The 26,226-nt window shown below is 60.3% G+C and carries 28 protein-coding genes; 11 read left to right on the top strand and 17 right to left on the bottom strand.

Annotated features, from left to right (window positions below; translation table 11 throughout):
• Nucleotides 1-241: 241 nt before the first annotated feature.
• The 4 genes from HB376_RS23825 to HB376_RS41185 form a co-directional block, all read right to left on the bottom strand.
• Nucleotides 242-1,495, bottom strand: a complete 1,254-nt coding sequence (locus HB376_RS23825) for an FAD/NAD(P)-binding oxidoreductase (RefSeq protein ID WP_213766127.1) — start codon at nt 1,493-1,495, stop codon at nt 242-244.
• A gap of 48 nt (nt 1,496-1,543) precedes the next feature.
• Entirely contained in the window at nt 1,544-2,413 is an 870-nt protein-coding gene (locus HB376_RS23830) for an MBL fold metallo-hydrolase (protein ID WP_213766128.1), read from the bottom strand.
• A gap of 74 nt (nt 2,414-2,487) precedes the next feature.
• A complete protein-coding gene (locus tag HB376_RS41180) occupies nt 2,488-2,793 on the bottom strand; it encodes an aromatic amino acid lyase (protein WP_255631526.1) in 306 nt (101 codons plus the stop codon).
• Nucleotides 2,708-2,998: a hypothetical protein gene (locus tag HB376_RS41185; protein WP_255631527.1), complete on the bottom strand. Its 291-nt coding sequence runs from the start codon at nt 2,996-2,998 to the stop codon at nt 2,708-2,710. The genes HB376_RS41180 and HB376_RS41185 overlap by 86 nt, the downstream gene beginning before the upstream one ends.
• Before the next feature lie 744 nt (nt 2,999-3,742).
• Between HB376_RS41185 and HB376_RS41190 the strand changes: the two genes are divergently transcribed.
• Complete coding sequence (locus tag HB376_RS41190) at nt 3,743-3,997, top strand: hypothetical protein (RefSeq protein ID WP_255631528.1); 255 nt, start codon at nt 3,743-3,745, stop codon at nt 3,995-3,997.
• A 292-nt stretch (nt 3,998-4,289) separates the two neighbouring features.
• A complete protein-coding gene (locus HB376_RS23840) occupies nt 4,290-4,427 on the top strand; it encodes a hypothetical protein (protein ID WP_213766129.1) in 138 nt (45 codons plus the stop codon).
• A gap of 273 nt (nt 4,428-4,700) precedes the next feature.
• Here the strand turns inward: HB376_RS23840 and HB376_RS23845 are convergent, their stop codons facing one another.
• The 3 genes from HB376_RS23845 to HB376_RS23855 form a co-directional block, all read right to left on the bottom strand.
• Complete coding sequence (locus HB376_RS23845; RefSeq protein WP_213766130.1) at nt 4,701-4,922, bottom strand: hypothetical protein; 222 nt, start codon at nt 4,920-4,922, stop codon at nt 4,701-4,703.
• Nucleotides 4,923-5,175: 253 nt separating this feature from the next.
• Complete coding sequence (locus HB376_RS23850; RefSeq protein ID WP_213766131.1) at nt 5,176-6,537, bottom strand: type II toxin-antitoxin system HipA family toxin; 1,362 nt, start codon at nt 6,535-6,537, stop codon at nt 5,176-5,178.
• Between the two features lie 12 nt (nt 6,538-6,549).
• On the bottom strand, nt 6,550-6,927 hold the full coding sequence (locus HB376_RS23855; RefSeq protein WP_346730559.1) for a helix-turn-helix domain-containing protein: 378 nt from the start codon (nt 6,925-6,927) through the stop codon (nt 6,550-6,552).
• Between the two features lie 437 nt (nt 6,928-7,364).
• On the opposite strand from HB376_RS23855, the gene HB376_RS23860 reads away from it, so the two are divergent.
• Nucleotides 7,365-8,687 carry a sugar efflux transporter gene (locus tag HB376_RS23860; RefSeq protein WP_213766132.1) on the top strand — a complete coding sequence of 441 codons (1,323 nt, stop codon included), beginning with the start codon at nt 7,365-7,367 and terminating at the stop codon, nt 8,685-8,687.
• On the opposite strand, the gene HB376_RS23865 is transcribed toward HB376_RS23860, so the two are convergent.
• The 3 genes from HB376_RS23865 to HB376_RS23875 all read right to left on the bottom strand — a co-directional run bounded on the left by HB376_RS23865 (nt 8,684) and on the right by HB376_RS23875 (nt 12,113).
• Entirely contained in the window at nt 8,684-8,863 is a 180-nt protein-coding gene (locus tag HB376_RS23865; RefSeq protein ID WP_213766176.1) for a hypothetical protein, read from the bottom strand. The two genes, HB376_RS23860 and HB376_RS23865, sit on opposite strands and share 4 nt — an antisense overlap.
• A gap of 233 nt (nt 8,864-9,096) precedes the next feature.
• Complete coding sequence (locus tag HB376_RS23870) at nt 9,097-11,388, bottom strand: FdhF/YdeP family oxidoreductase (RefSeq protein WP_213766133.1); 2,292 nt, start codon at nt 11,386-11,388, stop codon at nt 9,097-9,099.
• 227 nt (nt 11,389-11,615) lie between these two features.
• Nucleotides 11,616-12,113, bottom strand: coding sequence for a hypothetical protein (locus tag HB376_RS23875; protein ID WP_213766134.1), 498 nt, complete (start codon nt 12,111-12,113; stop codon nt 11,616-11,618).
• A gap of 251 nt (nt 12,114-12,364) precedes the next feature.
• Here HB376_RS23875 and HB376_RS23880 point away from each other — a divergent pair, with 251 nt between their 5' ends.
• The 3 genes from HB376_RS23880 to HB376_RS23890 all read left to right on the top strand — a co-directional run bounded on the left by HB376_RS23880 (nt 12,365) and on the right by HB376_RS23890 (nt 14,333).
• Nucleotides 12,365-12,784: a DUF4160 domain-containing protein gene (locus HB376_RS23880; protein WP_213766135.1), complete on the top strand. Its 420-nt coding sequence runs from the start codon at nt 12,365-12,367 to the stop codon at nt 12,782-12,784.
• Nucleotides 12,781-13,233 carry a DUF2442 domain-containing protein gene (locus HB376_RS23885; RefSeq protein WP_213766136.1) on the top strand — a complete coding sequence of 151 codons (453 nt, stop codon included), beginning with the start codon at nt 12,781-12,783 and terminating at the stop codon, nt 13,231-13,233. Before HB376_RS23880 ends, HB376_RS23885 begins: the two co-directional genes overlap by 4 nt.
• Before the next feature lie 404 nt (nt 13,234-13,637).
• On the top strand, nt 13,638-14,333 hold the full coding sequence (locus HB376_RS23890) for a glycosyltransferase (RefSeq protein WP_213766137.1): 696 nt from the start codon (nt 13,638-13,640) through the stop codon (nt 14,331-14,333).
• A gap of 154 nt (nt 14,334-14,487) precedes the next feature.
• Here the strand turns inward: HB376_RS23890 and HB376_RS23895 are convergent, their stop codons facing one another.
• The 4 genes from HB376_RS23895 to HB376_RS23910 form a co-directional block, all read right to left on the bottom strand.
• Nucleotides 14,488-15,075 (bottom strand): nucleotidyltransferase family protein, encoded by a 588-nt coding sequence (locus HB376_RS23895; protein ID WP_213766138.1) that lies wholly within the window; start codon nt 15,073-15,075, stop codon nt 14,488-14,490.
• A 121-nt stretch (nt 15,076-15,196) separates the two neighbouring features.
• Nucleotides 15,197-17,425 (bottom strand): xanthine dehydrogenase family protein molybdopterin-binding subunit, encoded by a 2,229-nt coding sequence (locus HB376_RS23900; RefSeq protein ID WP_213766139.1) that lies wholly within the window; start codon nt 17,423-17,425, stop codon nt 15,197-15,199.
• Nucleotides 17,422-18,411 (bottom strand): xanthine dehydrogenase family protein subunit M, encoded by a 990-nt coding sequence (locus HB376_RS23905; RefSeq protein WP_213766140.1) that lies wholly within the window; start codon nt 18,409-18,411, stop codon nt 17,422-17,424. Before HB376_RS23905 ends, HB376_RS23900 begins: the two co-directional genes overlap by 4 nt.
• Nucleotides 18,412-18,420: 9 nt before the next feature.
• Nucleotides 18,421-19,131, bottom strand: coding sequence for a 2Fe-2S iron-sulfur cluster-binding protein (locus HB376_RS23910; protein ID WP_213766141.1), 711 nt, complete (start codon nt 19,129-19,131; stop codon nt 18,421-18,423).
• Nucleotides 19,132-19,568: 437 nt separating this feature from the next.
• Between HB376_RS23910 and HB376_RS23915 the strand changes: the two genes are divergently transcribed.
• Both HB376_RS23915 and HB376_RS23920 read left to right on the top strand, forming a co-directional pair.
• Nucleotides 19,569-19,865, top strand: coding sequence for a type II toxin-antitoxin system MqsR family toxin (locus HB376_RS23915; protein ID WP_213766142.1), 297 nt, complete (start codon nt 19,569-19,571; stop codon nt 19,863-19,865).
• A 2-nt stretch (nt 19,866-19,867) separates the two neighbouring features.
• Complete coding sequence (locus tag HB376_RS23920; RefSeq protein WP_213766172.1) at nt 19,868-20,269, top strand: type II toxin-antitoxin system MqsA family antitoxin; 402 nt, start codon at nt 19,868-19,870, stop codon at nt 20,267-20,269.
• A gap of 82 nt (nt 20,270-20,351) precedes the next feature.
• Here HB376_RS23920 and HB376_RS23925 read toward each other — a convergent pair whose 3' ends face one another.
• From HB376_RS23925 to HB376_RS23935, 3 genes are all read right to left on the bottom strand, one after another.
• Nucleotides 20,352-21,152, bottom strand: coding sequence for a transporter substrate-binding domain-containing protein (locus tag HB376_RS23925; RefSeq protein ID WP_213766143.1), 801 nt, complete (start codon nt 21,150-21,152; stop codon nt 20,352-20,354).
• Nucleotides 21,153-21,356: 204 nt separating this feature from the next.
• On the bottom strand, nt 21,357-21,881 hold the full coding sequence (locus tag HB376_RS23930) for an isochorismatase family protein (RefSeq protein WP_346730560.1): 525 nt from the start codon (nt 21,879-21,881) through the stop codon (nt 21,357-21,359).
• Nucleotides 21,871-23,205: an inositol monophosphatase gene (locus tag HB376_RS23935; protein WP_255631529.1), complete on the bottom strand. Its 1,335-nt coding sequence runs from the start codon at nt 23,203-23,205 to the stop codon at nt 21,871-21,873. The genes HB376_RS23930 and HB376_RS23935 overlap by 11 nt, the downstream gene beginning before the upstream one ends.
• A 192-nt stretch (nt 23,206-23,397) precedes the next feature.
• Between HB376_RS23935 and HB376_RS23940 the strand changes: the two genes are divergently transcribed.
• From HB376_RS23940 to HB376_RS23950, 3 genes are all read left to right on the top strand, one after another.
• Nucleotides 23,398-23,817, top strand: coding sequence for a GFA family protein (locus tag HB376_RS23940; RefSeq protein WP_213766144.1), 420 nt, complete (start codon nt 23,398-23,400; stop codon nt 23,815-23,817).
• Nucleotides 23,818-23,853: 36 nt separating this feature from the next.
• On the top strand, nt 23,854-24,414 hold the full coding sequence (locus HB376_RS23945; RefSeq protein ID WP_213766145.1) for a DUF488 domain-containing protein: 561 nt from the start codon (nt 23,854-23,856) through the stop codon (nt 24,412-24,414).
• 194 nt (nt 24,415-24,608) lie between these two features.
• Nucleotides 24,609-26,174: a S53 family peptidase gene (locus tag HB376_RS23950; RefSeq protein ID WP_213766146.1), complete on the top strand. Its 1,566-nt coding sequence runs from the start codon at nt 24,609-24,611 to the stop codon at nt 26,172-26,174.
• Nucleotides 26,175-26,226 lie beyond the last annotated feature (52 nt).

Raw genomic sequence — 26,226 nt, forward strand, 5'->3', positions numbered from 1 at the left:
AAATTTTATTTCGGATAACTTATGTACTGGGGTATAAGAAAACTCTGAGTTTCCGCTCGACGTTCTTTTGTGAGCGCTCAAACGTGTTCCATCACCAGGCTAGACGCGGCAAACCTCGCGAACACCGGCAATGCCCCGTTGCAGTCCTGCATCGGTCAGCGCGAGCGTCGCGCCAACGCAGGCGCCGAGCGTGGTGCTCGCAACGTGACGGGTATTACGAATGTGGCGAATGGCTGGGAGCTCACGCTTGCGGTTTCATCGACCTGGCGAGCCATTCCCGGCCCTTCAACATGCCGTTCCAGTAGAGCCATGGAAAGACGGCAGTTTTCAGGTACCACGCGAGGGCACGTGGCACGGTCGGGTCGAGCGGGAAGGTCGGCAGCAGCTTGCCGCCATAGCCGAATTCCGCCAGTACAACCTTGCCTTTTTCAACCGTCAGCGGACATGCGCCGTAGCCGTCGTAGTGGGCGGGTAGAGGCTTTTGCTCCCGCGCGGCCAGCAGGTTTTCCGCCACCACGACAATCTGCTTGCGAACGGCCGCGGCCGTTTTTGCGTTAGGCGCTGAACAGGCGTCGCCGAGCGCAAAGATGTCCGGATAACGGGGGTGAATGAGCGTGGCGTGATCGACTTCGCACCAGCCGGCCTTGTCGGCGAGCACGCTCTTGCTGATTACGTCCGGCGGAAGCTGGGGCGGGACGACGTGCAGCATGTCGAACGGTTTGTCGATACGAACTACGTTGCCGGCATTGTCTTTGACGTTGAACGAAGCGACCCGGCGAGCGCCGTCGACGCTCACCAGGTTCGATCCGAACGCAAGCGACGCGTGATACCGCTCGACATATTTCATCAACGACGGCACGAACGCAGCGACTCCGAAAAGGATATCACCGGCAAGGTTGAACTCGACATCGATATGATCGAGCACGCCTTGCTTGAGCCAGTTATCGCAAGACAGGTACAGCGCTTTTTGTGGCGCACCGGCGCATTTGATCGGCATGGCCGGCTGCGTAAAGAGCGCCTTGCCACGCTTGAGTTCATTGACCAGCTTCCACGTGTACGGCGCAAGATCGAATCGATAATTCGACGTCACGCCGTTCTTGCCCAGTGTGTCTTCCAGACCTTCAATTTTCTCCCATGCGAGCCGCAAGCCGGGACAGACGATCAGGTGCCGATAACTGGCGGTTTGCCCATTGTCGAGCCGGACAAGACGCTGCTCGGGCTCGATCGCGCTCGCACTGGCCCGCAGCCAGTGCGCTTTCTTCGGCATGACCGACGACGTCAGCCGCATGGTGTCGTCTATGTTGAAAGCACCGCCGCCGACCAGCGTCCACGCGGGCTGATAGAAATGCCGGTCACTCGGCTCGATGACCGCGATGCGAAGATCGGGCCGTCGGCGCAGCAAGCTCGCCGTCACGCCGATACCCGCAGCGCCGCCGCCAATGACCACCACGTCGAAGGTCTCTGTGTTGCCTGAAGATGCTGCATTCGTGCTCATTGCGGTATTCCTGCTTCCAAGTTCATTTTCTTACCCTGCCCGACTGCCTTAAAACGTGTTCAGCGGAAATTTCAGATAACTTACGCCGTTGGATTCGGCCGGCGGAAAAGCACCCGCGCGGATGTTCAGTTGAATCGAGGGGATGATCAGCGCCGGTGGACCAAGCGTCGCGTCGCGGGCCGTGCGCATGGCGACGAATTCGCTGACAGTGATGCCATCGCGGACGTGGATGTTTGCTGCGCGCTGATCAGCGACCGTGGTTTCCCAGCGCGTTTCACGGCCATCGGGCGGATAGTCATGGCATGCAAACAGACGCGTTTGTGGCGGCAAGCCAAGCAGTTTCCCGATTGATTCGTATAACGTGCCGGCGTCGCCACCGGGAAAATCGCAGCGCGCCGTGCCGACGTCCGGCATGAACAAGGTGTCGCCCATGAACGCCATGTTGTCGAACACGTAGGCGACATCGGCCGGCGTGTGACCGGGAACGTGCATCACACGGCCGGTCAGCGCACCGACCTGGAACGTGTCGCCGTCAGCAAACCATCGGTCGAAAGGCGCGGGGCCGGGCGATATTGACGACATCGGCGGCTCAAGGTTAAAAAGCCGTTCGAACACGACCTGCACCGACCGGATATGTTCGCCGATGGCAATAGCGCCACCCAGTTGTTTCCGGAGATATGCCGCAGCCGAAATGTGGTCGGCATGGGCGTGCGTCTCGAGCAGCCATTGCACCTGCAAGTCCTGCTCGCTTACGAAACGGATCACGCGATCCGCCGAATGTGTCGAAGTGCGGCCGGATTGCGGTTCATAGTCGAGCACCGCGTCGATGATCGCGCAGGGTGAACCGGCTGCCTCATACACCACGTAGGTGATGGTTGAGGTCACCGGGTCCGGGAATGCTTCAACGCATGGCGTCATGACATGCTCCAAAAATTAACAAGAATCGGCCGGATAACTGTGCAGCAAGGTCGCCGCCGCCCGGAAATCCGGCGTCAGCGGCCGGTCGCGATCGAGGAGCGCAAGCTTTCCGGGCAGCGCATGTAGAGGCCCGCGGTGGCCGGCGACAGCGTGAAGCCCGGTTGCTGCTGGCGGCGCAAATCGATGGCCTGGTCCGCGTGAATCCGCTCGATATCCAGCAGCGTGAAGCGGTTGCCGATCTGCTGTCGCACCCGTTCCACCACACGCGATGCATTGGCCACCATGTCCTCGATGTCACCCGCCACCGGCAGATAGTCCACGGATACCGGCATGGCCAGTTCCTTGTTTTCCATAGCCAGCGCGACCGGCGATTTTTCCATCGCCGAACGCGTGCAGGGTTTGATCGATGCCGAGGAAGCGCGACAAGCCGGTCATATGCGGATCGTTCAGCTTGATGATACGTTGCGCCGACGCCAACGAGTTATGAGCAAGGACAAGGCCCGTCTCTTCGAACGACAATACCCACGGCAACGGCTCGAAATTCGCGCTGCGCAGCACCGCGCTGGTCACGCCATTGACCTTCACATAACTGCGCGATTCCTGTGCACGTGCCGAAGTGCAGCGTGACGCCTATGGCGACGCGGGGGCATGGTCTGACGAGTGGAGCTGGACGTCGAGCAGCGTCGTCGATGGCACGCGCGTTTTGTATCAAACCATTCGCGAGCTGGATGCAGTGCCGGCGCCTGCCCGGACGATAACAAGCGGGCATGAGCCCGTAGCGTTCACCAACTGTGAATCCCGCCGCCGCGAGTGTGCTCCTTGAGCGGCATCTGCCAACTGTTTCTCTGGCCGAATCCTTCGGATGCGCGAAGGCAAAGACACGGCTCCCGAGTAATCCGGCGGGAGCCATTGGATCTGAAAAACGTCCACGGTATTGACGCCGAGACTCAAGTCCGAATCCCCCTGTGCCGATAAACAAACATGGCAAGTCGCCGCTGATTTAAACAACCATTGCAAAGCCATGGCGATCAATCCGGCGCTTTTCCCTTTGCGACAAAGTGTTGCGATTTTGCCGACAACCCGCCCAAACGGGCGATCCAGGCATACAGTTAAAGTGTTTTATCAAGTTCAGGTTGCAGTGCGGGAGGTGTGCCATGAAGCGCAGGACAGCTAGACAACTTGTTGCTCAACTTGCAGATTTAAGGTATTCCGCGCGGTGCAGCGCACTGAGAGCGGCGGCGCTCAGCAGGACGATAGCTCAAAGCCCGGATGAAGAAATGGGGCGGAAAGCGGACAGCGTCAAGCAGGAATCGTTTGCCGGAGCAGCACATGAAATCCACGCATGAATATTCGCTACGTACTCAGGTCGACAAATGGCTGGCTCCCGGCCTTTCGACACCGGTTCGTGTCACTGAGTTCAGCCGCACGCGCTTGGGTGGAAGGCGGTATGTCTGCGTAGAAACCGCATTGCCGCCTGGATCGCGCGCGCTGCTTTTCTTTCGACACGACGATGGCTGCTGGTGCGTATTCCCACCGGCGTTGGATAGGCCTAATATGAGTATGGGACGTTTCATAGAACATTGACCGGCGTTGCAGAGATTGAGGGGCGCCAATAGTTCGGGATGCTTATTTCGTTAGACCGTTGGTATAGAGATCGTTGGCCACCAGACGGTGGCAACTAACCGGCTAACTGGCTAACAAAGCGAAAGGCTGATAAGCGGAAAGAAGGAGGATTATGCAGAAACGACAACAACTATATACGCCAACCCCTTAATTAGCGGAAGCGAATAAGCCCATGTCGCCGCGCGAATGCGCGTTCGAACCCCGAGCTGCCGACTTTCCGTGAACTCAAAAGTCCAACGTTGGGAGAGTCACCATGTACATCGGGCTGCTGGTCTCGCAGGTTCGGCAGGTTCAGGAAGTTCACTACCATCCTGACGAAGCATTGTTGATCGATGTCCCGCCCCCGCACCGGCTCGCGTTCTGGCAAAGAATCAGACGTTTGTTCGCGTGAAGCTTGTCTGCGGGAGCGTCATCTAGTGAGTATTAAAACGTCGCAGCGATGCTTGCAAAAGCCGTTTCAGCCACCGGGAAGAAACGCATTCGCTGCGGCGTTCGGTTGCGGCGTCCGGTTTACCGGGCCAAGTTCCACGTTCGAAGTTTTCATTTCAACCCCCGCCAGCGCATTGACTTACGAAACAGTCAGCGAGTCGCCAGAAACACGCAGGGTTAGCGACGCAAGAGATTCGGCATGGTCCGGTCGACCGCAAAAACACGCGACGCCGGATCAGCGAACGTCTCCATTGGAGGTGGGTTCGACAATCGATCGATCCGCAGCCTTGCGCTCGCCATTGGCGGCCGGCGATTGCTGCGGGTGGTCCCGTTCATATTTCTCGTTCTGTTGAACCACGCGGTCCAGCGCTCTTGGTCCATCGGCTTGGGCGCCAAACGATACGGCGGGCAGGATCACGACCGAAGCGGCAATAACCACGGACATAAGCTGTTTCATGATGGGCTCCCGGACCACGCGTTTCATGCAAAGCGTTGCGCGCGTCGAGGAAGATAACGACCCGGCCACTCTCGCACTTCCAACCTATACAAGAGAAATAGCCGTTCAGAACGTTGAGCGATCTCATTGTTCATGACGACGTCTGTGTACGGCTGGTATGACAAGAGTAGACGGAAATACTTAAAAAAACCTTGCAAATATCCGGTGAGTCGAACGAATGCACCGCTCGTGAATGGACAAGCTGCCGGGCTGGTTATCCGGCGTTCTCGGCATCCTCGGCATTCTCGGCGAGCTCAGGCCGCAGCATGGCGCGGCCCAGTAGCTTGCGGGCCTGATCGGTCTGGACATGCTCAAAGGCATCCTCGAAGTCATCGAGCTCCTGAGCGCCAAGTCCGACGTCCGGCGTAACGGCCACTTGCCGCCAGTCCATTACCGCGTCCAGGACTTCCCCAAGGATCCCCTTGGCCTGAGCGTCGGTCAGCGAAAAGTAGGCGCACGTATCCAGAAGCATCTGGACCGATTCAATGGGGCCCGCATCTTCAGTGAGCCACGTCTTGGACTCTCGTACCTTGCCGGGCATCGGGTTCACGTCGAACGCCGGTGAGATGCGCCACAGGCCGTTGCCGTCGTATAGAAAACCGAGGTTCTGCAGATGGTCGTCGGTGTTGGTGATGAGCAGGTTGAACATCAGGCGACGCCATAACTCTCGCGCGTCGTCGTCCGGATGCGAGCACTTTTGCTGCATGACATCGACGATCTCGGTGTACGCGTGGACATTCTGCCGCGAGGCCTGAAGCATGGACGCAGCCGAGAGATAAGGGACGCGCAGGTCGCCGTCCTCCCGGTCAAACCGTTCGATGATCGCGACTGGCGTGTCATTGAGGGTGACGCACCGGGCGTTGGCCGTCGTAATGCCGGCCTGACGCGCGAGCTTGAGCGCCAGCACTTCGGCCCGGGTGACATTGATGGTGTCATTGACGCTTGGAAACTTGCCGATGGCGAGCTTGCCGTTTTCATCCAGTACGGTGCATTTGGGGCGCATCCCGCCGAGCGAGGTGCCTTTGCCTTGCAAGTAGCGCAGGTCCTCAGTGGTTTCCCTGGTCGTCTCGACCGCACGCGTGGCCTTGTACATGCGTTCGAGCTCGATCATTGGCGGCGTTGTGCGCCGGCCTTCATCAACTGTCCTCAGATAGATCCCTTCCTTGCAAAGGCGAAGCGCGCCGATGCGGCTGAAGTCGTCCACTGCACACAGGTAGTCGAGTTCGTTCAGAGGGAGCAGGCGAGGATTGTCCTTGCGGGCCCGCGCGTGGATCCGGTTGATGACACGACGCCCCCATGCGTCAGGCGCCGTGTCGGCCAGTGCGAAGTGAAACACCGAGTCCACGGGGTTGGGCGCTCGACGTGGCTGATAGCCAGGTTCGAGAGGCAGGTCGGGCGAAACGTCAAACCGGTCGGGGTTGGTCAGCCACGTCTCGTCATAAGCAAACTGCGACACTTCGCGCCGTCCCTGGCTTACGTAGTTCAGATGGCCGACAAGCGTACCTGTGGCCCCGAGGTGAACCTCCAGGGCGGTACTGATACCGGGCTTGCCGGACCTGGCAGGTTTGGTTTTCATTCGCTTATGCCGTTAGAACGCTTTGGTGGTTTTCTTGGCGGTTCGTACCCGCTGCGGTAGCTTTTCATCCATCAATGCAAGGCCGATATCGTCCTGGCCGCTGTCGAGGAGGTCATTGAGCCGCTGCAACTCACCGAAAAAATGGAGCGCTCGCACGAGGAAATGCAACTGCACGTGCGGATCACCGTTCTCCATGCGCTTGACGGTATTGAGTCCGGCACCGATGCGCGCGGCGAGCGCTTGCTGCGTCAGCCCTCTGCGGCGGCGCGCTCGATTGAGGTCTTCGCCCAGCTTTGCGAGTGACCGCTGCACTGGAATGGGAAGCGGCTTACCGGCTTTACGGACTCCAGAAGGGCTTTTAAGGGATTTAGTAGACTCCATGTGGGCCATTATAGCAATTTAAAGTGAACGTCATGTGATATTGCGTTTAAAGAACCCCACATGGGCTTTTAAAGGATTTTGTGGCCCTTATGAGGGTCTTTATAGGGATTCTGGTACTTGGCAGCAAGTTCTTCGTTTCCGGTGGTTTTCTCACCGTTTCGACACGCCCAGGCAGAGGAGATCAGACTCTCGCATTCGCCTCCATCGGCCCGTTGGCACAGACACGCCAACGCCTTGCACGATTGCAGGCGCTTGCGAACGATCCGCTCTCGTTGCTAATCGCCAGATCGGTTTCGTTTATCCCGGAAGAGGTTTCGTTAGTCTGCAACCAAAAGAAAACGTCATTGAAAAAAACGTGAGCGCGTGTTTAAGTGCCCGCTGAACGTCGTTTTTCTCGCTCGCCACGAGCGTCACGCGACGGACCTTGGCCGCCAACGTGAATTTCAATGAACGCCGTATTCAAGACTTTTCTCGCGCTGATCCGTCTTCCCGGTTATCCCGGCATTTCCCTCGCAATGTTCCTGTCAGGCATCGCGTCCTCATTCGCGGTGCCGTACACGTCGCTGTTCGGCGCGACCGAGGCGCACATGACGCCGGTTCGGCTAGGCATCTTCATGACGCTGACCGCGGTGAGCAGTGTGATCGTGAGTACCTATCTCGGACGTATCGCCGATCGCCGGACCGATAAAAAACGCATTGTGTTGCTATCCATCGCGGGGTCGGCGCTGGGTTACGCATTGCTGTGCGTCACGCGCAACTACGTGTTGCTGACGATCTTCGGCTGTGTCTTCCTGAGCATCGGCGCGGCGGTGTTCCCGCAACTTTTCACGTTCGGCAAAGCGAGGCTGCACGCGGAAGGCATCGAACATACCGAACTGCCGATGGCCACCTTGCGCACCACACTGTCCTGCGCGTGGGTGTTCGGCCCGGCGGTGGGCGCGATCGTACTGGGGGTATCGGGATTTAATGGACTGTTCTTGTCGGCGGCGGGCGCGTTCGCGGTGGCTGGTTTCATCGTGCTGTGCATGCGTGAACCCAAGGCCTATGACACCTTTGAAGCCGCCGATAAAACCACCAGCGAAATTCCGCCGCAAGCCAAAAACGCGCATGTATATGCCGCGCTGGTGAGTTTTACGCTGATCGGCATGGGCTCGGCGATCGCGACCATCATGCTGCCGGTGCTGATTGTCGATCAGCTGCACGGCACGACCGCGCACGTCGCGCAGATGGTCGGCCTTGGCGCGTTCGCCGAGATTCCGATGATGCTCTTTCTCGGCGGTGCGTCCCGGCGCATCAACAAGGCGAACATGATCGCGTTCGCGTCGCTGTCGCATATCGTGTATTTCGCGGGCATCGCGCTCGCGCCCAACCTGTGGGTGCTCGTGCCGCTACAGATTCTTAACGCCGTCGTGGTCGCGGTGACGTCATGTCTTGGCATGTCGTACTTTCAGGAACTGATGCCTGGCGCGCTGGCCCGGGCGACCACGCTGTTTTTCAACACCATGCGCACCGGCTCCGTGCTGGCGGGCGTTGCGTCGGGATTCGTGGCAGCAACGTGGGGTTATCGCGCGGTGTTCATGTTTTGCGTGTTGCTGGCATCTACCGCGTCGATTGTGCTGTTCATTTTTAACTATCAACGCGGTGCGAAGATTTTCTTCGATCCCACCCGGGAATCTGCCGCCGAAGGCAACGCGGTCACCTCGGTGGTCGCCGTTGGCGAGCAAAACGGAAGCCGTGTCATAACAATGGTTGATAACGAGTCTATTTAGATAGGATGCCCATCCGGTGGCGCGTCGGGATGCTGTGGCTCATCCGGCCGATGTCCGGGCGACGGCGGCGACAGCGGGTCTGCCTCGGGATCGCGGTTTGGATCGGCGAGCGGGTCGGGGATGGGGTTGGTCTGCATGTCGTATCTCGGGTACTGGAAGTTGTTCACGTGGTTCATGAGTGCGCCTCGGTTTGTTCTGTCGTCGATAGTGAATGCCGTGTCCTCCAGCATAGACGCATGCGGACTGAAAGGCAGGTCCGCAAACTCTGGCCGTGCACGTTAAACACGGCCGGGCGCCATGCGGGCAACGGTTCACGCCTGATGGCTCGCGTCCCGCAGCCCGATGGCAATTAAAGGAGTGCCGCTTTCATCCCCGGGACGTCCCTCTAGCTACTACCTTCAGACTACCTTCAGGCCGCCATTTTCCGCAGGCGCACAGGGATCGCCTTGGCCGCCGGCACCTTGCTGCGTTTCGCGTGATGCGACACCGGTATCAGACGATTGCACTCCGGGTAATAGCCCATCACACAGCCGGCGGGGATGTCGAACGCATGCACGCGCAGACCGCCCAATTCGCGCAATACCTCATCCTGCGCGACTGTGATTGCCGTGACCGCGTCGTTTTCGGCTAAGCCCAGCCGGGTCATATCGGCTTGATTCATCAGCAGCACGTCACGCGTGTCATACACGCCGCGGAAACGGTCATCGAGCGAATACACAGTCGTATTGAACTGGCTGTCGCCGCGTGTGGTCATCAGACGCAGCGTGCGTTCGCCGTCGAAGTCCATGTCCGGGTCTTCACCGAAACCATCCGGCACGATGAAATTCGCCTTGCCGGTTTTTGTTTTCCACTCGCGTTTCGCAGCCGGCAACGGCCGATGAAAACCACCAGGCTGCGTCATGCGCCGGTTGAAATCCTTGAACTGCTCGGGGTAGGTGCGCTCGATGGCATCACGAACCAGCCCGTAATTGCCTACCCACGCATCCCAGTCGACATTTGGATTCGGCGGCAGGATCGCCTTCGCCAGCCCGGCGACAATAGCCGGCTCCGACAGCAAGTGTTCACTCGCCGGCTCAGCCATTCCCTTCGATGCGTGAATGCACGCCGTGCTGTCCTCCACGGTCACCGTCTGCTCGCCGCTCGCCTGCCGGTCCATCTCGATCCGGCCAATACAGGGCAGCAAATATGCCGCGCGCCCGTGCACGATATGGCTGCGGTTCAGCTTGGTCGCGATCTGCACGGTGAGCGGCAGTTGCATCCACGCCGGGTCCATTACGCCCTGATCGGGAGTTGCGCGCGCGAAATTGCCACCGAGCCCGATAAACGCGTCGAGATTGCCGTCCCTGACGGCCTCGCAGGTATCCACGGTGGTCAAGCCGGTTTCCTGGGGCGGCTCGAATTGATACAGATCCTTGAGCTTGTCCATGGGGACGAGCTCAGGTTTTTCGGTGATGCCAACGGTTCGCTGCCCCTGCACGTTCGAGTGGCCGCGAATCGGGCAGATCCCGGCTCCCTTCTTGCCGATATTGCCGCCAAGCAGCATCAGGTTCGTGAGCATCTGCACGGCAAGCACGCCTTCCCGATGCTGCGTGATGCCCATGCCGTACAAGATGATCACGGCCTTCGCGCGCGCATATTCGGCCGCGGCCGCTTCGAGTGCGGAGCGGGTTAGCGCTGACATCGACTCGATCTCTTTCCAGTCGGCGGCCCGCATGGCGTCGGCGAACGCGTCGAAACCGTGCGTATGTTCCGCGATGAAATCCGCATCCAGCACGCGTGGTTTGTAGGCTGCACGGGCTTTGTCGTCGGCTTCTATCAGCGACTTGCAAATGCCCGTGATCGCCGCTATGTCGCCGCCGATCTTCACCTGATGGTATTGCGTGCTGATGCAGGTTTCCTCGGTCGAAAGCATTTCCTTTGGCGACTGCGGGTTCGCGAAGCTCACCAGCCCGCGCTCGCGCAATGGATTGAACGTGATGATCTGCGCATTGCGTTTTCGCGCTTCTTGCAGCGGATGCAGCATGCGAGGCGCGTTTGTGCCGGTGTTGTGGCCGAAGAAAAACAGGCAGTCAGCGTGCTCGAAGTCCTCGAGCGTCACTGTTCCAACCGGCACGCCGATGGTGTCGGGCAACGCCACCGACGTGCTCTCGTGGCACATGTTCGAACTGTCCGGCAGGTTGTTGCAACCGTATAAACGGGCAAGCAGCGCGTACATGTAGGAGGTTTCCAGCGACGCGCGGCCCGATGCGTAGAACACCACGCGTTTCGGATCGAAGCTGCGAAGCTTTTCGCCGATCTCATCGAAGGCTTGTTGCCACGGGATGGGCAGATAGCGATCGGTCGCGGCGTCGTAGCGCATGGGGTGGGTCAGCCGGCCTTGCGACTCGAGCTCGAAATCGCTCCAGGCTTCCAGCGCGGCCAAGGTGTGGTGGTCGAAGAACTCGGGCGTCGCGCGTTTGGTCGTGATTTCCCAGGCGGTGGCTTTTGCGCCGTTTTCGCAGAACTCGAACAGATGCGGATCGGCTGGTTTAGCCCACGAGCAACTCACGCACGCAAAACCGTCCGGCTTGTTCTGCTTGAATAGCACCCGCGTGCCGTTCACGGCGACGTGCTCTCGCATAAGTATCGATGAAACGGCTTTGACCGAGCCCCAGCCGCCGGCCGGATGGTCGTATTGCTCGATGCGAGGTTGCTTGCTCATGGCTGTGTCGCTCCGCGGGTGAACAGGGCGAACGGCGGGAATGCGTTCGCGGACGTAATTCATCCAGCAAAAAACAGACTCGCCGCGCGAGCATAAAAATGAAAGCCGCCGGCCCGCGAATGCGGGGCGGCGGCTTTCAAATTCGTTCACATCCGGATTTTCACCCGGTAAACGGTGTTTTTTTGCGATGTCTTTCGCCGCGGTTTATCCGGCGAAACGCACGACGATCAGCTTTCTGCCGGTTCCAGACCTTCGGCTTGCGGTTTGAATGCATCGGCGCGACGGCGAATTTCTTCCGCTTCCACGGTCACGAACGTCCGGTTGTCGGCGGCGAGGGCGTTTTGATACGAGATGCCTTCGGGGACACGATGCAGCAGCGCGCGCAGCTCACCCTGGGTGGTCTGTTCGACAGGTTCGTAGTTGTAGAGCCGCAGCGTGAGTTCCGTGCGCTCATGCAGCAGGAACAGGCACGCCGCAAACACCGCCACGCCGACCACTTCCTGGGCACCGAAACTGAAGTCGTCGGGGATGGACGAGAACGGCAGCACGGCGACGACGATCACACCCAAGATAGCCAGCGCGATGGTCGCATGGAGGAAAAATTGCGCGCGCCCGACGATGCGGTCGTGTTCCGCCTTGAGTTGCCCGGCGGATCTCGGAACGAGCGCCGCGTGGCCTTGTTTTTGCCGACGGTGCTGGAGTGCTGAAAGCGGAAGGGCGGCCATGGAGTCGGTTGCCTTGAAAATCGTCGCCAGGATTGGCGCTGTCCACGGGTTAACGCCAAGCTTTCAGGAAAGTTGACTCTGGTTACGTGTTGTTTCAGTTGGATCTCAAAATGTTTCGGGCGGTTTTACTCGTTAGCCATTCGGACAGCTATCAGAGGTCGATTGCTCGTGTGTAATATTTACCACGTCGGGATGCTTATTTCGCCGATAGTTGTTAGCAACCTTCGCGCAAACAAGGGAGAATAAAATCGATGAAAGTGGGTCAATATAAGGGGAGGCGAATCGCTGTGCTCACAAGAGACGAGCATTGTCCGCCGCATGTGCATCTGGATGGCGGCGACTGGTCCGCACGGTTTGAATTTTCGTTCTGGCACAACGGGGTGAGTCTGTTGGATGTCATTCCGGATACCGCCAGGGTGCCTTCTCAAGTGAAAAGCGACGTCATTGCCATTGTCAAGGATCGCTTGCCCGTGGCCAGGGAAAGTTGGATGGAAGCTATAAAAAACACCTGCCTGGAAAATCAGGCGTGGGACGACGCAAAACAGTACGTTGTGAAGCCGAATCTGGCGGGAAGGACGCTGGTCAACATCCAGGCGGGAACGTACGATCCCGCCGAGCGTCTGACTGTGCTGCACTTGGCAGACCGCACGCAAGTAGGGATCAAGTTATGAAAATCATCAACGCGCCTGACGAGAAACCTGTCGATCTCGACGAGGGAAGCGACACGCTTTTCGTTTTGGAGCGTCGGCCGGTCGGCGCAATGTTCAAGCTCAACGCTGCTTTCGAGACCATCCAGAGCGCCTTGCATGGCGCTCGTTCCGGTGCTTTCCCTAGTATTGCGGACGGTGTGAAATATCTCCCGGAACAGGCCGTGATCATGATCCATTTCCCGCGTGGAAAGAGTGTCGTGATCCCGGTGAACCAGATATCGGAACTGGATAACGTCCCGGCTGACGCGCTCGCGTCAATTGCGCTGTCCTTTGCTGGTACGGCGCTCACCCTGATAGATCACAATATCGACATATCCGTACAGGGGCTAATGAAATCCCGTCAAGGTAAGGATGGCTCAGGATCGCCGGAAGATCGGTTCAATGGAAACGCCGCCAAGCACTTCGGTTGAGGCTGAAGCCTGCAAACCTCGGCGGCAGTAGCAACATGGTAAAAGTCCAAAGTCGAATGCTTCCATGGTGGTTATGGTCGAGCTAAGGGCTGCCAACAAGTTTCACGATCAGATGGCCGATTGAGCCGCCCGATGCTGTTTTCTGCGAAAACGGCCTTCTCGTGGAACAGGCGAAGCCGGCCCACTCGCTGCTTCGTTTTCTGAGTGCGTGTGTACTCCAGGCACGCCTGCGCCATCTCAGTATTGTCCGCGGTTCAAACGTCTACCCCTTCCAATGTTCGCTTGCCCACATTTCGCCTGGGTGCCGGCAGATCTTTCAATTCACTGGGAATAGCCATTGCTGTGTCCTTCGGCAACCGTGTCCGGGCAATCTGGACGCCAAAAATGCGAAGGGAGAAAACAACATGCTTGGCATCGTCATTCCCGCTCATAACGAAGGGGCACATATCGGGGCGTGCGTAAGCGCGGCAAAACGCGCGGCGAATCATCATGAATTGCTGGGGGAGGACGTGCGCGTGATCGTGGTCGTCGATCATTGCACCGACGATACCGCCGCTATCGCTGCCTCGCTGGGGGCCGACGTGCTCAGTGTGAGCGCGCGCAATGTAGGCGTGGCGCGGGCGGAGGGGGCGCACCGCGCGTTGTCGCTGGGCGCGCGCTGGCTGGCGTTCACCGATGCAGACAGTGTCGTCGCCGATGACTGGCTGGCCCGGCAGCTCGATTGTCGCGCCGATGCGGTGTGCGGCGTGATCGCCGTCCACGACTGGTCGCCGCATCTGGCGGCCGTGCGGGAACATTTCGCGCGCACTTATACCGATGCCGACGGTCATCGGCACATTCATGGCGCGAACATGGGGGTATCGGCGGAAGCGTATGTGCGGGTAGGCGGCTTCGCGCCGCTCGAACACAGCGAGGACGTGGCGCTGGTGGAAGCGTTGATTGCGGACGGGGCATCGATCGCATGGAGCGCTTTACCGAGAGTGGTCACGAGTGCGCGCACGGATTTCCGCGCGCTGAAGGGGTTTGGCGCGACGCTGGTGGATGTGAGTCGGCGATGTTTTTTGGCGGAGACAGACGAGGATGGGGCGTTGGCGGCTTGAGAGATTGGGGATCGGATGCGCGAGCCAATGTGATTTGCGTCTTGCCGACAGCGTGACTGTTGCGGCATTTTTATCGCAATGGAGCAATCAGATCTCCCATGAAGTTCGGTTCCGGATGCTATATGGACGGATAGCGCTCGATCGCTTCAACATCTCAATGCAACTGCAAATCCTCCGGTAAATCCACATCGCGCAAAATGTTCGCGTCCTCAACGTCGATGCGCTGAACCGCTTCCGACATAAACAACGCCCTCGCGCCGGCGTCGCCGTCGAGCGCGCTGAGCGCCTCCAGATGCATGGCGCCAAACCCCGCAGGATGTCCCCTTTGCCCGCGGTAAAACGGCGCAACAATCGAGGCCCCCGCGTCCAGCGATCGCGCCACCGCCTCGACCGTCCCGGGCTCGATCCACGGCATATCGCCAAGCGTGACCAGCCAGCCTTCCGCGTCCTGCGTCGCGCGAACTGCAGCGGCAAGCGTCGCGCCCATGCCGCGCTCGGCATCGATGGAAAACATCACGTCGCAGCCCGCTTCGTTCAACACCTCCGCCAGCTTCTCCGACCCCGGCCGCACCACGGCCACCACCCGCGACACCGCCGACAGCAACCGTCGAGCGGACTGAAATACAACCGGCGTGCCGTCCGGAAGCGTGGCGAGAAGTTTGTTGTGAAGACCGCTTGGATCGAAGCGGGAACCGTAACCGGCTGCAAGCAGAATGCCGGTCGCACTCGATGAATAACTCATGGCCGGCTTCCTGATAGTAAGAATCGTCGATTTTGACAAGCACCACGATACACCGCAAGCACGAAAAAAAGCCGCGCGGCAAGCGCCGGAGCGCAGCCGCGCGGTTTTCCCGGCAAAAACGTCACACCGTTGTTTTCGGCATCACCTTGTCGAGCGTGATCGGCAAATCGCGCACCCGCACGCCGGTCGCGTGATACACGGCATTTGCTATCGATCCCGCCGCCCCCGTAATGCCGATCTCGCCAATCCCGCGCGCGCCGAGCGGGTTGATATGCGGATCGGGTGTGCCCAGCAAAGTAATGTCGAGCAAACCGATATCAGCGTTCACCGGCACGTGATACTCGGCAAGGTTGGCATTGGTGTAGCGGCCATAGCGCGTATCGAGTTCGCTCTTCTCGGTCAATGCCGAGCCGATGCCCCACACGAGACCGCCCATCAACTGGCTATGAGCGGTTTTTTCGTTGAGCAGGCTGCCGACGTCATACACCGCCACAATGCGCGGCACGCGGATCGTGCCCAGGTCTGCATCGACGTGAACTTCCGTGAACACCGCGCCGAACGAGTGAAACGCGAACTGCTGTTTCTCATCGCCGGGCTTGGTGGTCGCCAAGGCTTCGATCGGTTTGCCGCCGTTGCGCGCGATCACCGCGGCAGCCGGATCGTGCTTCGATGGGTCAGCGCGACTGATGACCCAGCCGTTGTTGACGGTGATGTCGTCGATGGAACCCCCGCTTAGCGGCGATCCCGAGTCCGCTATCGCCATGGCAATCAACTTGGCGCGTGCCTGCGACGCCGCCTCACGCACTGCGGGCGACACGCTCGCCGCCGACTGCGAACCGCCCGACACCGGCGCGTGCGGCAGCGACGAGTCGCCGAGCGCGAACTCGACCTTGTCTACCGGGAAACCTAACGCGTCGGCGGCGACTTGCGTCATCACGGTATAGGTGCCGGTGCCGAGATCCTGCGTACCCGATGCGACTATCGCCGTGCCGTCCGGCAAGATGCGCGCAATGGCGGATGCCTCGCTGCGGTTCGCCGGATACGTTGCGGTCGCCATGCCGAAACCGATCAGCGTGTTGCCGTCGTGCATGGAACGCGGCTTGGGATTACGCCGCGACCAGCCGAATTTATCGGCGCCGATTTGATAACACTCGCGCAGTGACTTCTCCGACCACGGTTTCTTTTCCTGCGGTTCCATCTCGGCATAGTTCTTTAGCCGGAACGCAAGCGGGTCCATGTTCAGCTGGTAGGCCATTTCGTCCATCGCGGATTCGAGCGCGAATGAGCCGCTCGTTTCGCCGGGCGCGCGCATGAACGTCGGTGTGCCGACATCGAGTTTCACCAGTTTGTGCGTGGTCGCCTGGTTCGGCACGGCATACAGCATGCGCGTGAGGATGGCCGAGCTTTCGTTCCAGTCTTCAAACGTCGATGTGGTCGAGATCACATCATGGCGCATGCCGGTGAGCGTGCCGTCGTCGCGGGCCGAGAGCTGGATGTGCTGATCCGTGAACGGCCGGTTGCCGACCATGCCGAACATTTGCGGACGCTCCAGCACGAGCCGAACCGGCCGGCCCGTTTGCTTGGCGGCCATGGCCGCAAGCACGACATGCGACCACGCAGAGCCCTTGCATCCAAAACCGCCACCAACGAACGGGCAGAGCACCCGCACGTTTTCTTCCTTGATGCCGAGCGTTTTCGCCACCGCGCCGCGTGCGCCGGAGACGCCTTGGGTTGCATCGTAGAGGGTTAGGTTTGGGCCGTCCCAGCGGGCGAGCGTGGCGTGCGGCTCCATCGGATTATGGTGTTCGTTCGGCGTGGTGTAGACCACGTCGAGGCTCGTCGTGCCCTGACGCAGGCCGGCTGCGACATCGCCGCGCTGGGTGTTGATCGGCCGCCCCATCATTTTTTCCGGCTGGTAAGCGGTGCCTTTCGCGCGCTGATAGTCCGCGTTGGGCGTCGCGGCTTCGTATCGAATCGATGCCTGGAGTTTGCGGGCGCCATCGGTTGCACGTTCCAGCGTATCAGCAACGACTACGGCCACCGGCTCATTGCTGTAGCGCACTTCGTCGGTTTGCAGGAGCGACAACCTGCGCACGGCCGGCGGCTCGGCATTCGGTTTGCCGCCATTGGGCAGGCGCATGGCGGTTTCGTACGTCATCACGAGCAGCACGCCGGGCATGGCCTGTATGCGCGCGGTATCCATTGAAGCCACCCTGCCATGCGCGATCGTGCTTGTCACCAGCACCGCATGCGCGAGCTTCGCTTCGGGGTTATCGGCGGAATATTTTGCCTGGCCCGTGACTTTCAGAAGACCGTCGGTGCGGTCGAGCGGTTGTCCAAGAACACTCATGCCACACCTCCTGCAGTCGACACCGCGCGGATAATCGCGCGCTGCGCCAGTTCGATCTTGAAGCCATTCTCGCGATAACTCCGCGCGTCGCGAACGGCAAGCGCCGCGGCGCTACGCAACGTGTCGCGTGATAACGGCTGGCCAGTGAGCGCTTGCTCGGTCGCCGTGGCACGCCACGGTTTGTGCGCGACGCCGCCCAGCGCGATACGCGCTGTCCTCACCGTGTTGCCATCCATCTGCAAGGCGGCGGCCACCGACACAAGCGCGAACGCGTAGCTCGCGCGGTCACGTACCTTCAGATAATGCGAGTGCTGTGCAAAGAGCGGCGGCGGCAGATCGACGGACGTGATCAGTTCGCCGGGTTGCAGCGTGGTATCGACTTCAGGATGATCGCCCGGCAAACGATGAAACTCTGCGAACGCAATCGTGCGTTCACCCTGGGGACCGTTCACGTGCACCAGGGCATCGAGTGCGGCGAGCGCCACGTTCATATCGGATGGGTTCGTCGCAATGCATTGCGCGCTCGCACCCAAAATTGCGTGGATGCGACTGTTGCCTTCTATCGCCGCACAGCCGCTTCCGGGCGTGCGTTTGTTGCATTGGGGAAAGCCGGTGTCGTAGAAGTAATAACAGCGTGTGCGTTGCATCAGGTTGCCGCCGACGGTGGCCATGTTGCGCAACTGCGCCGATGCACCCGCGAGGAACGCCTGCGACAGCAGCGGATAACGCCCGCGAATCCATGCATGATTCGCGGCGTCGCTGTTGCGAACCAGCGCACCGATCCGCAGGCCGCCGTCGGGCAGTTCGCTCACCGTGTTCAAGCCGGCTATATGGGTGATGTCGACAAGCTTCATTGGCCTTGCGACGCCGCCTTTCATCAGGTCGAGCAGATTCGTTCCGCCGCCGATAAACGCGACACCCGGCTGCTGCGCTGCCTTGATCGCCGCGCTTACGTCAGTGGCGCGTTCGTAGGAAATAGCATCCATTTTGCGCTCCTAAGCTTTATTGATCGCGACGGTTTTCACCGCCGCGACAATGTTCGGATACGCACCACAGCGACAGATATTGCCGCTCATGCGTTCGCGGATTTCATCGTCGGAGAGTTGGGGCGGACGGTAGCGGACATCGGCGGTCGCGGCGCTGGCGTCGCCGGCCCGGAATTCATCGATCAGCGCGGTGGCCGAACACAGTTGGCCGGGCGTACAGAAACCGCACTGGAAGGCGTCGTGATCGATGAAAGCCTTTTGTATCGGACTGAGACTGAGCGTTTGCGCGTTGGCGAGTCCTTCCACGGTCACGATCGATTCCCCCTCGTGCATGACGGCGAGCGTCAGGCACGAGTTGATGCGGCGGCCGTTCGCGATGACCGTGCACGCGCCGCACTGGCCCCGGTCGCAGCCTTTCTTCGTGCCGGTGAGGCTCGCGTATTCGCGCAATGCGTCGAGCAGGGTCGTGCGTGCTTCGAGTTGCATTTCGTAAGCATGGCCGTTGATGGTCAGCTTCACGGGCATGAGCGGCGCGGCGGTGGTGGGCGTTGGCGGCGGTGGTGCGGAAGTCGCCGCCGGTTGCTGCGCATGGGCGAGCGGCGCGGCGGTGACGGCTGCCGCGGCTGCTGCGGATTGCAGGAACCTGCGCCGGGACGGTTTTATTGCTTCGGATGATTCGGGGTCCGCGTTGCTGTTACGGGGGACGTTGATGTGGCGCATGGCGATATGAAGCTCCTCGCTCGGTCGAGTTGGCGCTGCGTTGGCTGGACGCGTCTGGGGTGGCGGCGTGTCTGGCTGACAGGGGCGCTGGCACCACTCGCTTGGGCGTTGCCGGGTGCAAGCCAATGAGGCGAATGGAGACGATGAGAGTCAGCAAATCCAATGCCATCGACGCGCGCCGCGCCCCTGCGGTGTTTGCCGTTCAGGATTGCAGGTAAGGGCTACATTCATCGGTAAATCGCGGAGCGGGAAAGGTTGGGGTTCTCTGCGCTTACTACGCGTTGGCAGGTTCGATGTCCGTTTCCCGGTTCCATCCGATCACTCATTTGATGGCGCGAAAGTGACCTGGAAGTGCCGCAGAAGTGGCGCCTTTGTCATATCGGAAAATCGGCCAACACACCCTTGCTAAAAATAACCAAATAGGTTATTTTGATTGCATGGAAAAAGGCGTCCCGCACTGCAAACTGTCTCTCATTATCGCCTTGATCGAAGCGGGTAAAGTCCGCTCAACTTTGTCGGCACTCGCCGGCGGAGCTGCGCTGGGCTTTGACTTCGAGGGAGTCATCGGCGTAGTCAAAGCGCTGGTCTCAACCGACTTTTACAAAAGCATGACCACGCACGCCGATCACCGTGTCTGGCAGGACGTGTATCAACCGACTACGCCCGCAGGACCGGTCTATCTGAAATTGACGGTCATTGATGACGTGCTCGTCGTGTCCTTCAAGGAGCTATGAACATGAAGTGTCCAATTTGCGCGGCGGCAGAGCTGGTGCATGACACGCGCGACGTGCCATACACATACAAGGGCGAGTCGACCGTCATTCCAGATGTGACCGGTGATTTCTGCCCCGCATGTAGCGAGGCTATTTTTGATTTATCCGAGTCGACGCGCGTCAGCGCGGCAATGCTTGAATTCAACAAACAAGTGAATGCATCGATTGTCGATCCGGCTTTTATTGCAGGCGTCCGTAAGAAGCTTGCACTGGATCAACGCGAAGCTGCTGAAATATTCGGCGGTGGCGTCAACGCGTTTTCGCGCTACGAGAACGGTAAGACCAAACCGCCGTTGGCCTTGGTCAAGCTATTGAAGATACTGGATCACCACCCTGATTTGCTCGACGAGGTAAGGGCGGCTTAAAGTTGATCTCGGTACCACCACAACCAGAAATGCAAACTGCCACCTCGCGGTGGCAGTTTCACATCGACAACACTGAGCTTGCTTACAAATCGCTCGGATACGGCGCTTTGAGCCACTTCGTCGAGAGCTTGTTCAGCGTGCCGTCGTTCTTCGCTTTCAGCACAGCCCCATCCACTTCCTTCAGCAGGCGTGTCTCGCCTTTGTTCACGGCAACATGGTCGGGTGAACTAAAAAGCTGGAATTTCTGCTCGGGCGCGATCGGCGGATTACGCGCGATGATCGTTGCGCCGACGTCGTTACCCACCACCAACAACTGAACCTGCCCCGACAGAAACGCCGAAATGGCGCCATTGGGATCGTCGAAACGCTTGATGGTCGCGTCCGGCGGCGCGACCTTCGTCACGCTCAAATCTTCCAGCGTGCCGCGCGCCACCGAGATCGTCTTGCCTGCGAGATCCTTTTCGCTTTTCACCGGCAACGACTTCGGTCCGAACACCGCGAGATAGTACGGCGCATACGGCCGCGAAAAATCGAGCACCTTGTCGCGCTCCGGCGTCTGGCCCACGCTCAACAGCACGTCGGCCTTGCCGGTGGCGAGATAGGCAATGCGGTTTTCGCCGGTGATGGGTACAAGGTCGACCTTAACCTTCATCGTCTTGGCCAGATAGTCGGCCATCTCGATGTCATAACCCTGGGGTTTCATGTCCGGACCGATAGAGCCGAACGGCGGATAGTCCATGAATACGCCAACCCGGAGCACGCCGTTTTTCTGGACGGTATCGAGGGCATCCGCGTGGGCGAAGGTGGCCGTGACCGCCAAGGGCACGGCGAAAGCCGCAGCCACGAAGAGGCGCCGGGCGAGGCGGGAAAGGCGAGTCGTCATGATGGTGGCCTTGGGCAGAAAAGTCGGAGAGCGGGAAATCGGTATCTACTCGCGGTATTGACTTGCGGTATCCACTCGACATCCCGGAGCGCTACGTGACCGTACGCGTGCAAGCACTCTAGGCAGGCCAAAAACCCGCAACAATCGAAATCTGCTCATGCCAGCCATGACTGGCGTGCATGGCTCGCGGCGCATTTCCCGATGCTATTTGATCAGCGCCAATGCGTCCTTGAAACGCGGATGCCGGCAGCTTCCCAACCAGCCGAAGATCGCGGTTTCCGTGGTGGTAGGAAGCGCGCCCTCGCGCTGCGCTCGAGCCAGCGCGATTGCCTTATTCTCCGGGGCGCGTGAACCGACCGCATCGGCGATCAGTTCCACCGTATAGCCCAGTTTCAGCAAGCCGGCCACGGTCAGCAACACGCACACATGCGCTTCGCAACCGGCCACGAACAGCACAGTTTCCTTCGACGGCAACGCTGCCACGAAGTCCGGGCACAGCGTGGCGTCGAAGGTGTCCTTCTCGATCGCGCGCTGCCGCTCGCCAATCAGGCCATCGACGCACGCGCCAAGGCGGAGCGGATTCTGCTCGGTGACAAGGACCGGGATATCGAGCAAACCGGCTGCTTTCACCAGCGTTAAGCAACGCTTCAGCACAGCCGCGCCGTTATCGATATGCGGCAACAATCTCGCCTGCATATCGATGACAACAAGCACCGGATCAGGCTTCACTTTCCATGATCCGGTCGATCAGCCGCGCGTTTTCCCCCGCCGACCCAATGCCTTCGTGCTTGGCCATCGGGATGAAAAAATGCGTCTTCACGTTCGGCAGGTTTGCATGATCCAGCCATTCGGTCAGATGCCGGGTGAGCCTTTGCGCGGGCGCGTCGACCTCGGCTCGCAATGCGGGCGGCAACTGACTGAGATAACGCGCTTCGGTCTGATAGGGCTCGGGCGCGACGCATAACGCATCGGGACGGCCATCGGGGTCTGCCGGCAGGCGTTGCAACGCCTCACGCAGCAACGCGACCCCCAAGCCTTGACCGCGCCACGGTTTCCTCACTTCCCACGTGCTGATATATACCACCCGGTGCGTATTGAACACGCTGCACAGGCGCTCGGCCCCGAGCGCTTCGGTCGCGGCGAGCGCGAGAGACAGCATCTCGCCGGAGTAGGTATCGAGGACATAAACGAGGTCCGCGCTGCTCTGGATGGGCGGCACTTTCACGAGTTTCAGCTCGAGCGCCGCCGCGACGATATCCGTGCCCGCCTCGTGAAACACCGCGAACGCGGTGCCGAGCCGTTCGTCGTCCACCTGCGGATATTCATGGCGATAGGTCATGGTCAGCAGGAACGGGCCGATCTTTTCACCCGCTTTTTCACCGGCTTTTTCACGATACGCCAATGGCTTGTCGACGTCGTAATCGCTTGTGCCCTGCAGCCCGTAGGGGTCGTAGTCCTGCGTGGCCGATGCCGGCGCCAGATCCGCAGCCGCTTTCAGCACCACGGCCGGCCGGCGCGACTTGGGCACCAGGTCTTCCGGCAAACCTTCCCAGCTCAGGCGGAGAAATTCGCGAGCGCCGCGATAGTGCGTTTCGAATAACGACGCAACCGGCGCCGCTTCGAACGGCGCAAGAATGCGTTCCGCGGATTCGAGCGCACGGTCCATCAACTGATCGGCTTCAGCGGGATCGGGTACGTGCCGCGTGCCGTCGCTGTCTGCGCCACCATTGGCCGCGTGCTGTTCGCGCGCGAGTTCGAGCCATTCGTCGGCGGCCCGTTCAGCGAGAAATCCTGCCGCAAGCTGGTAACCCGACAGCACGATCGACTTGCCGGTTTCTCCGAGCGGGAACACATATTCGTCGGTCAAGATATCCGCGACGTGCACGTTTTTGTAATCCTTGCGCGCAGACGGCGCGTTAACGGCCGCGTCATAGCGTTCGTGCGACAGCACGTAGGCCGCGAGATCGGACGCGGCCGGTGTCGCGTACGGCCCGCTCGCTGCGGTAACCGTTGCGCCGGAGGGGAGCAGAGCCAGCAGGGATACGTGCTTCATGAGTGCCATCTCCGTCTCGTGGGGTGTCATCGTAGCAAAACCGCACTTTTTTGCACGTCGCAAAGCCGATGCGGCGCGCAGGTTGCTACCACGCGGATTGCTACTAAGATTGTTGCCATGGCCGCCGCTGCCAGCGGTGTCAGGGTCCTGCATGCCAGTAGATAACAGATACCAGATTATAGGGAGGCTGCGATGAACGACATGATTCAGGACACGGATCAGGAAGTTCGACATGAAGGGGGCTGCGCGTGCGGTGCGTGGCGTTTTACGGCGACGGCCGCGCCGGATCGCGTCGGACTTTGCCATTGCATGACATGCCGACGCGTGCATGGTTCGGCGTTTGGCGCGTACGCGGTGTATGCGGAGGAGCAGGTCACCATGTCGGGTGTGACCAAAGCCTGGCAAAGCTCCGCCGATGCCCGCCGTCACTTCTGTCCGGTATGCGGGTCGGTCGCCTACATGGCGTATGTCAACAATGACGAAATCGACTTGCCGATTGGCGCCTTCGACGAAACCGGTTTTCTCGACCCATCCTATGAACTCTGGTGCATCCGTCGCGAGCCGTGGCTGTCCGGCGGTGGACGGCGGGAATATCTGGAAGACCGGTCCTGACGGGTGCATTGGATGGCCGGACCAATCGACCGCCAGATGAACGGGCCTTTTTTCACCATTGGTCATTCGACGCGTCCGCTGGCGGAATTTACCGCCTTGCTGAAAGAAAGCGAGATTGAAATGCTGGTCGATATCCGCAGCATTCCGAGATCGCGGACCAATCCGCAATTCAACCTGGACACGCTGCCGGCTTCGCTCCGTGCAGAGGGTGTTGCCTACGTGCATATGGCAGCGCTGGGCGGCCGGCGCAGCAAGCGCGACACGGACCAACCGTCGCCGAACACCTACTGGACCCATCCGGCGTTCCGCAATTACGCCGACTACGCACTGGGCGACCCTTTCCGCGAAGCGCTGGAAGAATTGCTAGACCTCGGCCACGCGCGGCGGTGCGCGGTCATGTGCTCGGAAGCCGTGTGGTGGCGGTGTCATCGGCGGATTGTGGCGGATTATCTGCTGGCACGAGGTGAGACCGTGCTGCACATCATGGGCCCTCATCAGGTCAGGCCCGCGACGCTTACGCCGCAGGCTTTACCCCAGCCCGACGGCACCGTGATCTACCCCGAATCAAGCGCAAAACCGGGGGCGACGCCGAATTGACAGTCTCCCTGCAACCGATGCATAAGCAGAAGGCAATCGTTTGCGTATGCTGGAACTGCGCCCGTCGCGCCGTGTCGGATAACAGGCTGAAGCAGGCAAAGATCACCTGGAATCGGGGTGATCGCTGGCAAGTCATCTCGAACTCCGAATCCGCGCGACATGAATTTTTCCGTACCAGCAAGGAGCCACAAGCCATGAGCAAGCATCCGATAACCGGCAGTGACAAGTCGCAACCCGAAGGCGCACGTTGCATCGGCGCATGCAATCCGGACGAAAAAATCGAAGTAGTAGTGATGCTTCGGCGGCAAAACGAGGACGCGTTCCGACAGTTGATGCAAAAGATCAATACGGGCGCCGCCGACGCCGTGCCGGTTTCCCGGGAGGAGTTCGGCAAACGTTTCGGGGCATCGGCCACCGATGTGGCCAAGACGGAAGCCTTCGCGAAGGCGCATGGCCTGGGCGTGGTCCGCTCCGATGCAGGCTCCCGCAGCGTGGTGCTGTCGGGCACCATCGCCCAGTTCAGCGCGGCCTTCGGCGTGAAGCTGGAGCGCTTCGAACATCACGCGATCGGCGAGTATCGCGGGCGCACGGGACCGGTGAACGTGCCGGACGACATGAAGGACATGGTGACCGCGGTGCTGGGTCTGGACAGCCGTCCGCAGGCGCGCCCGCATTTCCGCTTCCGGCCGCCGTTCAAGACAGCGCGCAGCGAATCGAGCACGTCGTACACGCCGCTCGATCTCGCGCGGCTCTACGACTTCCCCAGCGGCGACGGCAGCGGCCAGTGCGTCGGCATTATCGAACTGGGCGGGGGGTATAGCGAAAGCGACCTGAGCGCCTATTTTTCGCAACTGGGCGTGGCCCAGCCGACCGTGGTTGCGGTTGGCGTCGATCAAGCCAAAAACGCGCCGACGGGCAACCCGAACGGGCCCGACGGCGAGGTGGCGCTGGACATCGAAATTGTCGGCGCGATTGTTCCGGGCGCGCGCATCGCGGTGTATTTCACGGCCAACAGCGACGCGGGTTTTATCGATGCCGTGAACCGCGCGATCCACGACGATACCAACAAGCCATCGGTCATCTCGATCAGTTGGGGCGGACCGGAAACCAACTGGACGTCGCAATCGCAAAACGCCTTCGACGAAGTCCTGCAATCGGCCGCGGCACTGGGCGTGACCGTGTGCGTGGCCTCCGGCGACAGCGGGTCCAGCGACGGCGCCACGGACGGGCAAGATCACGTCGATTTCCCGGCGTCGAGCCCGTACGTGCTCGCGTGCGGTGGAACGCAACTGCGGGCATCGGCGAAAGGGATCAGCAGCGAAGTGGTATGGAACGACGGCGAGCAGGGCGGCGCGGGCGGGGGCGGCGTGAGCGCCGTGTTTGCGTTGCCGGTCTGGCAGGAAGGCTTGAGCGTCACGCGGGTCAGCGGCGGCAAGTCGGCACTGACCAGGCGCGGCGTGCCTGATGTCGCAGGCGACGCGTCGCCGGTCACGGGCTACGATGTGATTATCGGCGGGACGCAGACGGTCGTGGGTGGCACGAGTGCGGTCGCGCCGCTATGGGCGGGACTGATCGCCCGGATCAACGCGGCGGCCGGCAAGCCGGTGGGTTTCCTCAACCCGAAGCTGTACGCTGCGAAGACGGCGGGCCACGACATCACGCAGGGCAACAACGGCAGCTTCGAGGCGACGGCGGGATGGGATGCCTGTACGGGGCTGGGCAGCCCGGACGGCGTGAAAGTCGCGGCTGCGCTGAAGTAAAGTTTTAGTTGATTGGTTCAGTTTTGATAGTGCTATGACGATGGGCCAGGCA

The sequence above is a fragment of the Caballeronia sp. dw_19 genome (assembly GCF_018449515.1).
In the GTDB taxonomy this organism is placed as follows: Bacteria; Pseudomonadota; Gammaproteobacteria; order Burkholderiales; family Burkholderiaceae; genus Caballeronia.

Coding starts and splice junctions, on each gene's coding strand:
- HB376_RS41180 (WP_255631526.1), bottom strand. CDS start 2,793: ATGGAAAAATCGCCGGTCGCGCTGGCTATGGAAAACAAGGAACTGGCC.
- HB376_RS23885 (WP_213766136.1), top strand. CDS start 12,781: ATGAAAATCATCAACGCGCCTGACGAGAAACCTGTCGATCTCGACGAG.
- HB376_RS23890 (WP_213766137.1), top strand. CDS start 13,638: ATGCTTGGCATCGTCATTCCCGCTCATAACGAAGGGGCACATATCGGG.
- HB376_RS23910 (WP_213766141.1), bottom strand. CDS start 19,131: ATGCGCCACATCAACGTCCCCCGTAACAGCAACGCGGACCCCGAATCA.
- HB376_RS23900 (WP_213766139.1), bottom strand. CDS start 17,425: ATGAGTGTTCTTGGACAACCGCTCGACCGCACCGACGGTCTTCTGAAA.
- HB376_RS23840 (WP_213766129.1), top strand. CDS start 4,290: ATGTACATCGGGCTGCTGGTCTCGCAGGTTCGGCAGGTTCAGGAAGTT.
- HB376_RS23830 (WP_213766128.1), bottom strand. CDS start 2,413: ATGACGCCATGCGTTGAAGCATTCCCGGACCCGGTGACCTCAACCATC.
- HB376_RS23950 (WP_213766146.1), top strand. CDS start 24,609: ATGAGCAAGCATCCGATAACCGGCAGTGACAAGTCGCAACCCGAAGGC.
- HB376_RS23845 (WP_213766130.1), bottom strand. CDS start 4,922: ATGAAACAGCTTATGTCCGTGGTTATTGCCGCTTCGGTCGTGATCCTG.
- HB376_RS23875 (WP_213766134.1), bottom strand. CDS start 12,113: ATGGCCGCCCTTCCGCTTTCAGCACTCCAGCACCGTCGGCAAAAACAA.
- HB376_RS23915 (WP_213766142.1), top strand. CDS start 19,569: ATGGAAAAAGGCGTCCCGCACTGCAAACTGTCTCTCATTATCGCCTTG.
- HB376_RS23905 (WP_213766140.1), bottom strand. CDS start 18,411: ATGGATGCTATTTCCTACGAACGCGCCACTGACGTAAGCGCGGCGATC.
- HB376_RS23850 (WP_213766131.1), bottom strand. CDS start 6,537: ATGAAAACCAAACCTGCCAGGTCCGGCAAGCCCGGTATCAGTACCGCC.
- HB376_RS23940 (WP_213766144.1), top strand. CDS start 23,398: ATGAACGACATGATTCAGGACACGGATCAGGAAGTTCGACATGAAGGG.
- HB376_RS41190 (WP_255631528.1), top strand. CDS start 3,743: ATGAAATCCACGCATGAATATTCGCTACGTACTCAGGTCGACAAATGG.
- HB376_RS23870 (WP_213766133.1), bottom strand. CDS start 11,388: ATGAGCAAGCAACCTCGCATCGAGCAATACGACCATCCGGCCGGCGGC.
- HB376_RS23825 (WP_213766127.1), bottom strand. CDS start 1,495: ATGAGCACGAATGCAGCATCTTCAGGCAACACAGAGACCTTCGACGTG.
- HB376_RS23855 (WP_346730559.1), bottom strand. CDS start 6,927: ATGGCCCACATGGAGTCTACTAAATCCCTTAAAAGCCCTTCTGGAGTC.
- HB376_RS23880 (WP_213766135.1), top strand. CDS start 12,365: ATGAAAGTGGGTCAATATAAGGGGAGGCGAATCGCTGTGCTCACAAGA.
- HB376_RS23920 (WP_213766172.1), top strand. CDS start 19,868: ATGAAGTGTCCAATTTGCGCGGCGGCAGAGCTGGTGCATGACACGCGC.
- HB376_RS23895 (WP_213766138.1), bottom strand. CDS start 15,075: ATGAGTTATTCATCGAGTGCGACCGGCATTCTGCTTGCAGCCGGTTAC.
- HB376_RS23860 (WP_213766132.1), top strand. CDS start 7,365: ATGAACGCCGTATTCAAGACTTTTCTCGCGCTGATCCGTCTTCCCGGT.
- HB376_RS23935 (WP_255631529.1), bottom strand. CDS start 23,205: ATGAAGCACGTATCCCTGCTGGCTCTGCTCCCCTCCGGCGCAACGGTT.
- HB376_RS23945 (WP_213766145.1), top strand. CDS start 23,854: ATGAACGGGCCTTTTTTCACCATTGGTCATTCGACGCGTCCGCTGGCG.
- HB376_RS23865 (WP_213766176.1), bottom strand. CDS start 8,863: ATGAACCACGTGAACAACTTCCAGTACCCGAGATACGACATGCAGACC.
- HB376_RS23925 (WP_213766143.1), bottom strand. CDS start 21,152: ATGACGACTCGCCTTTCCCGCCTCGCCCGGCGCCTCTTCGTGGCTGCG.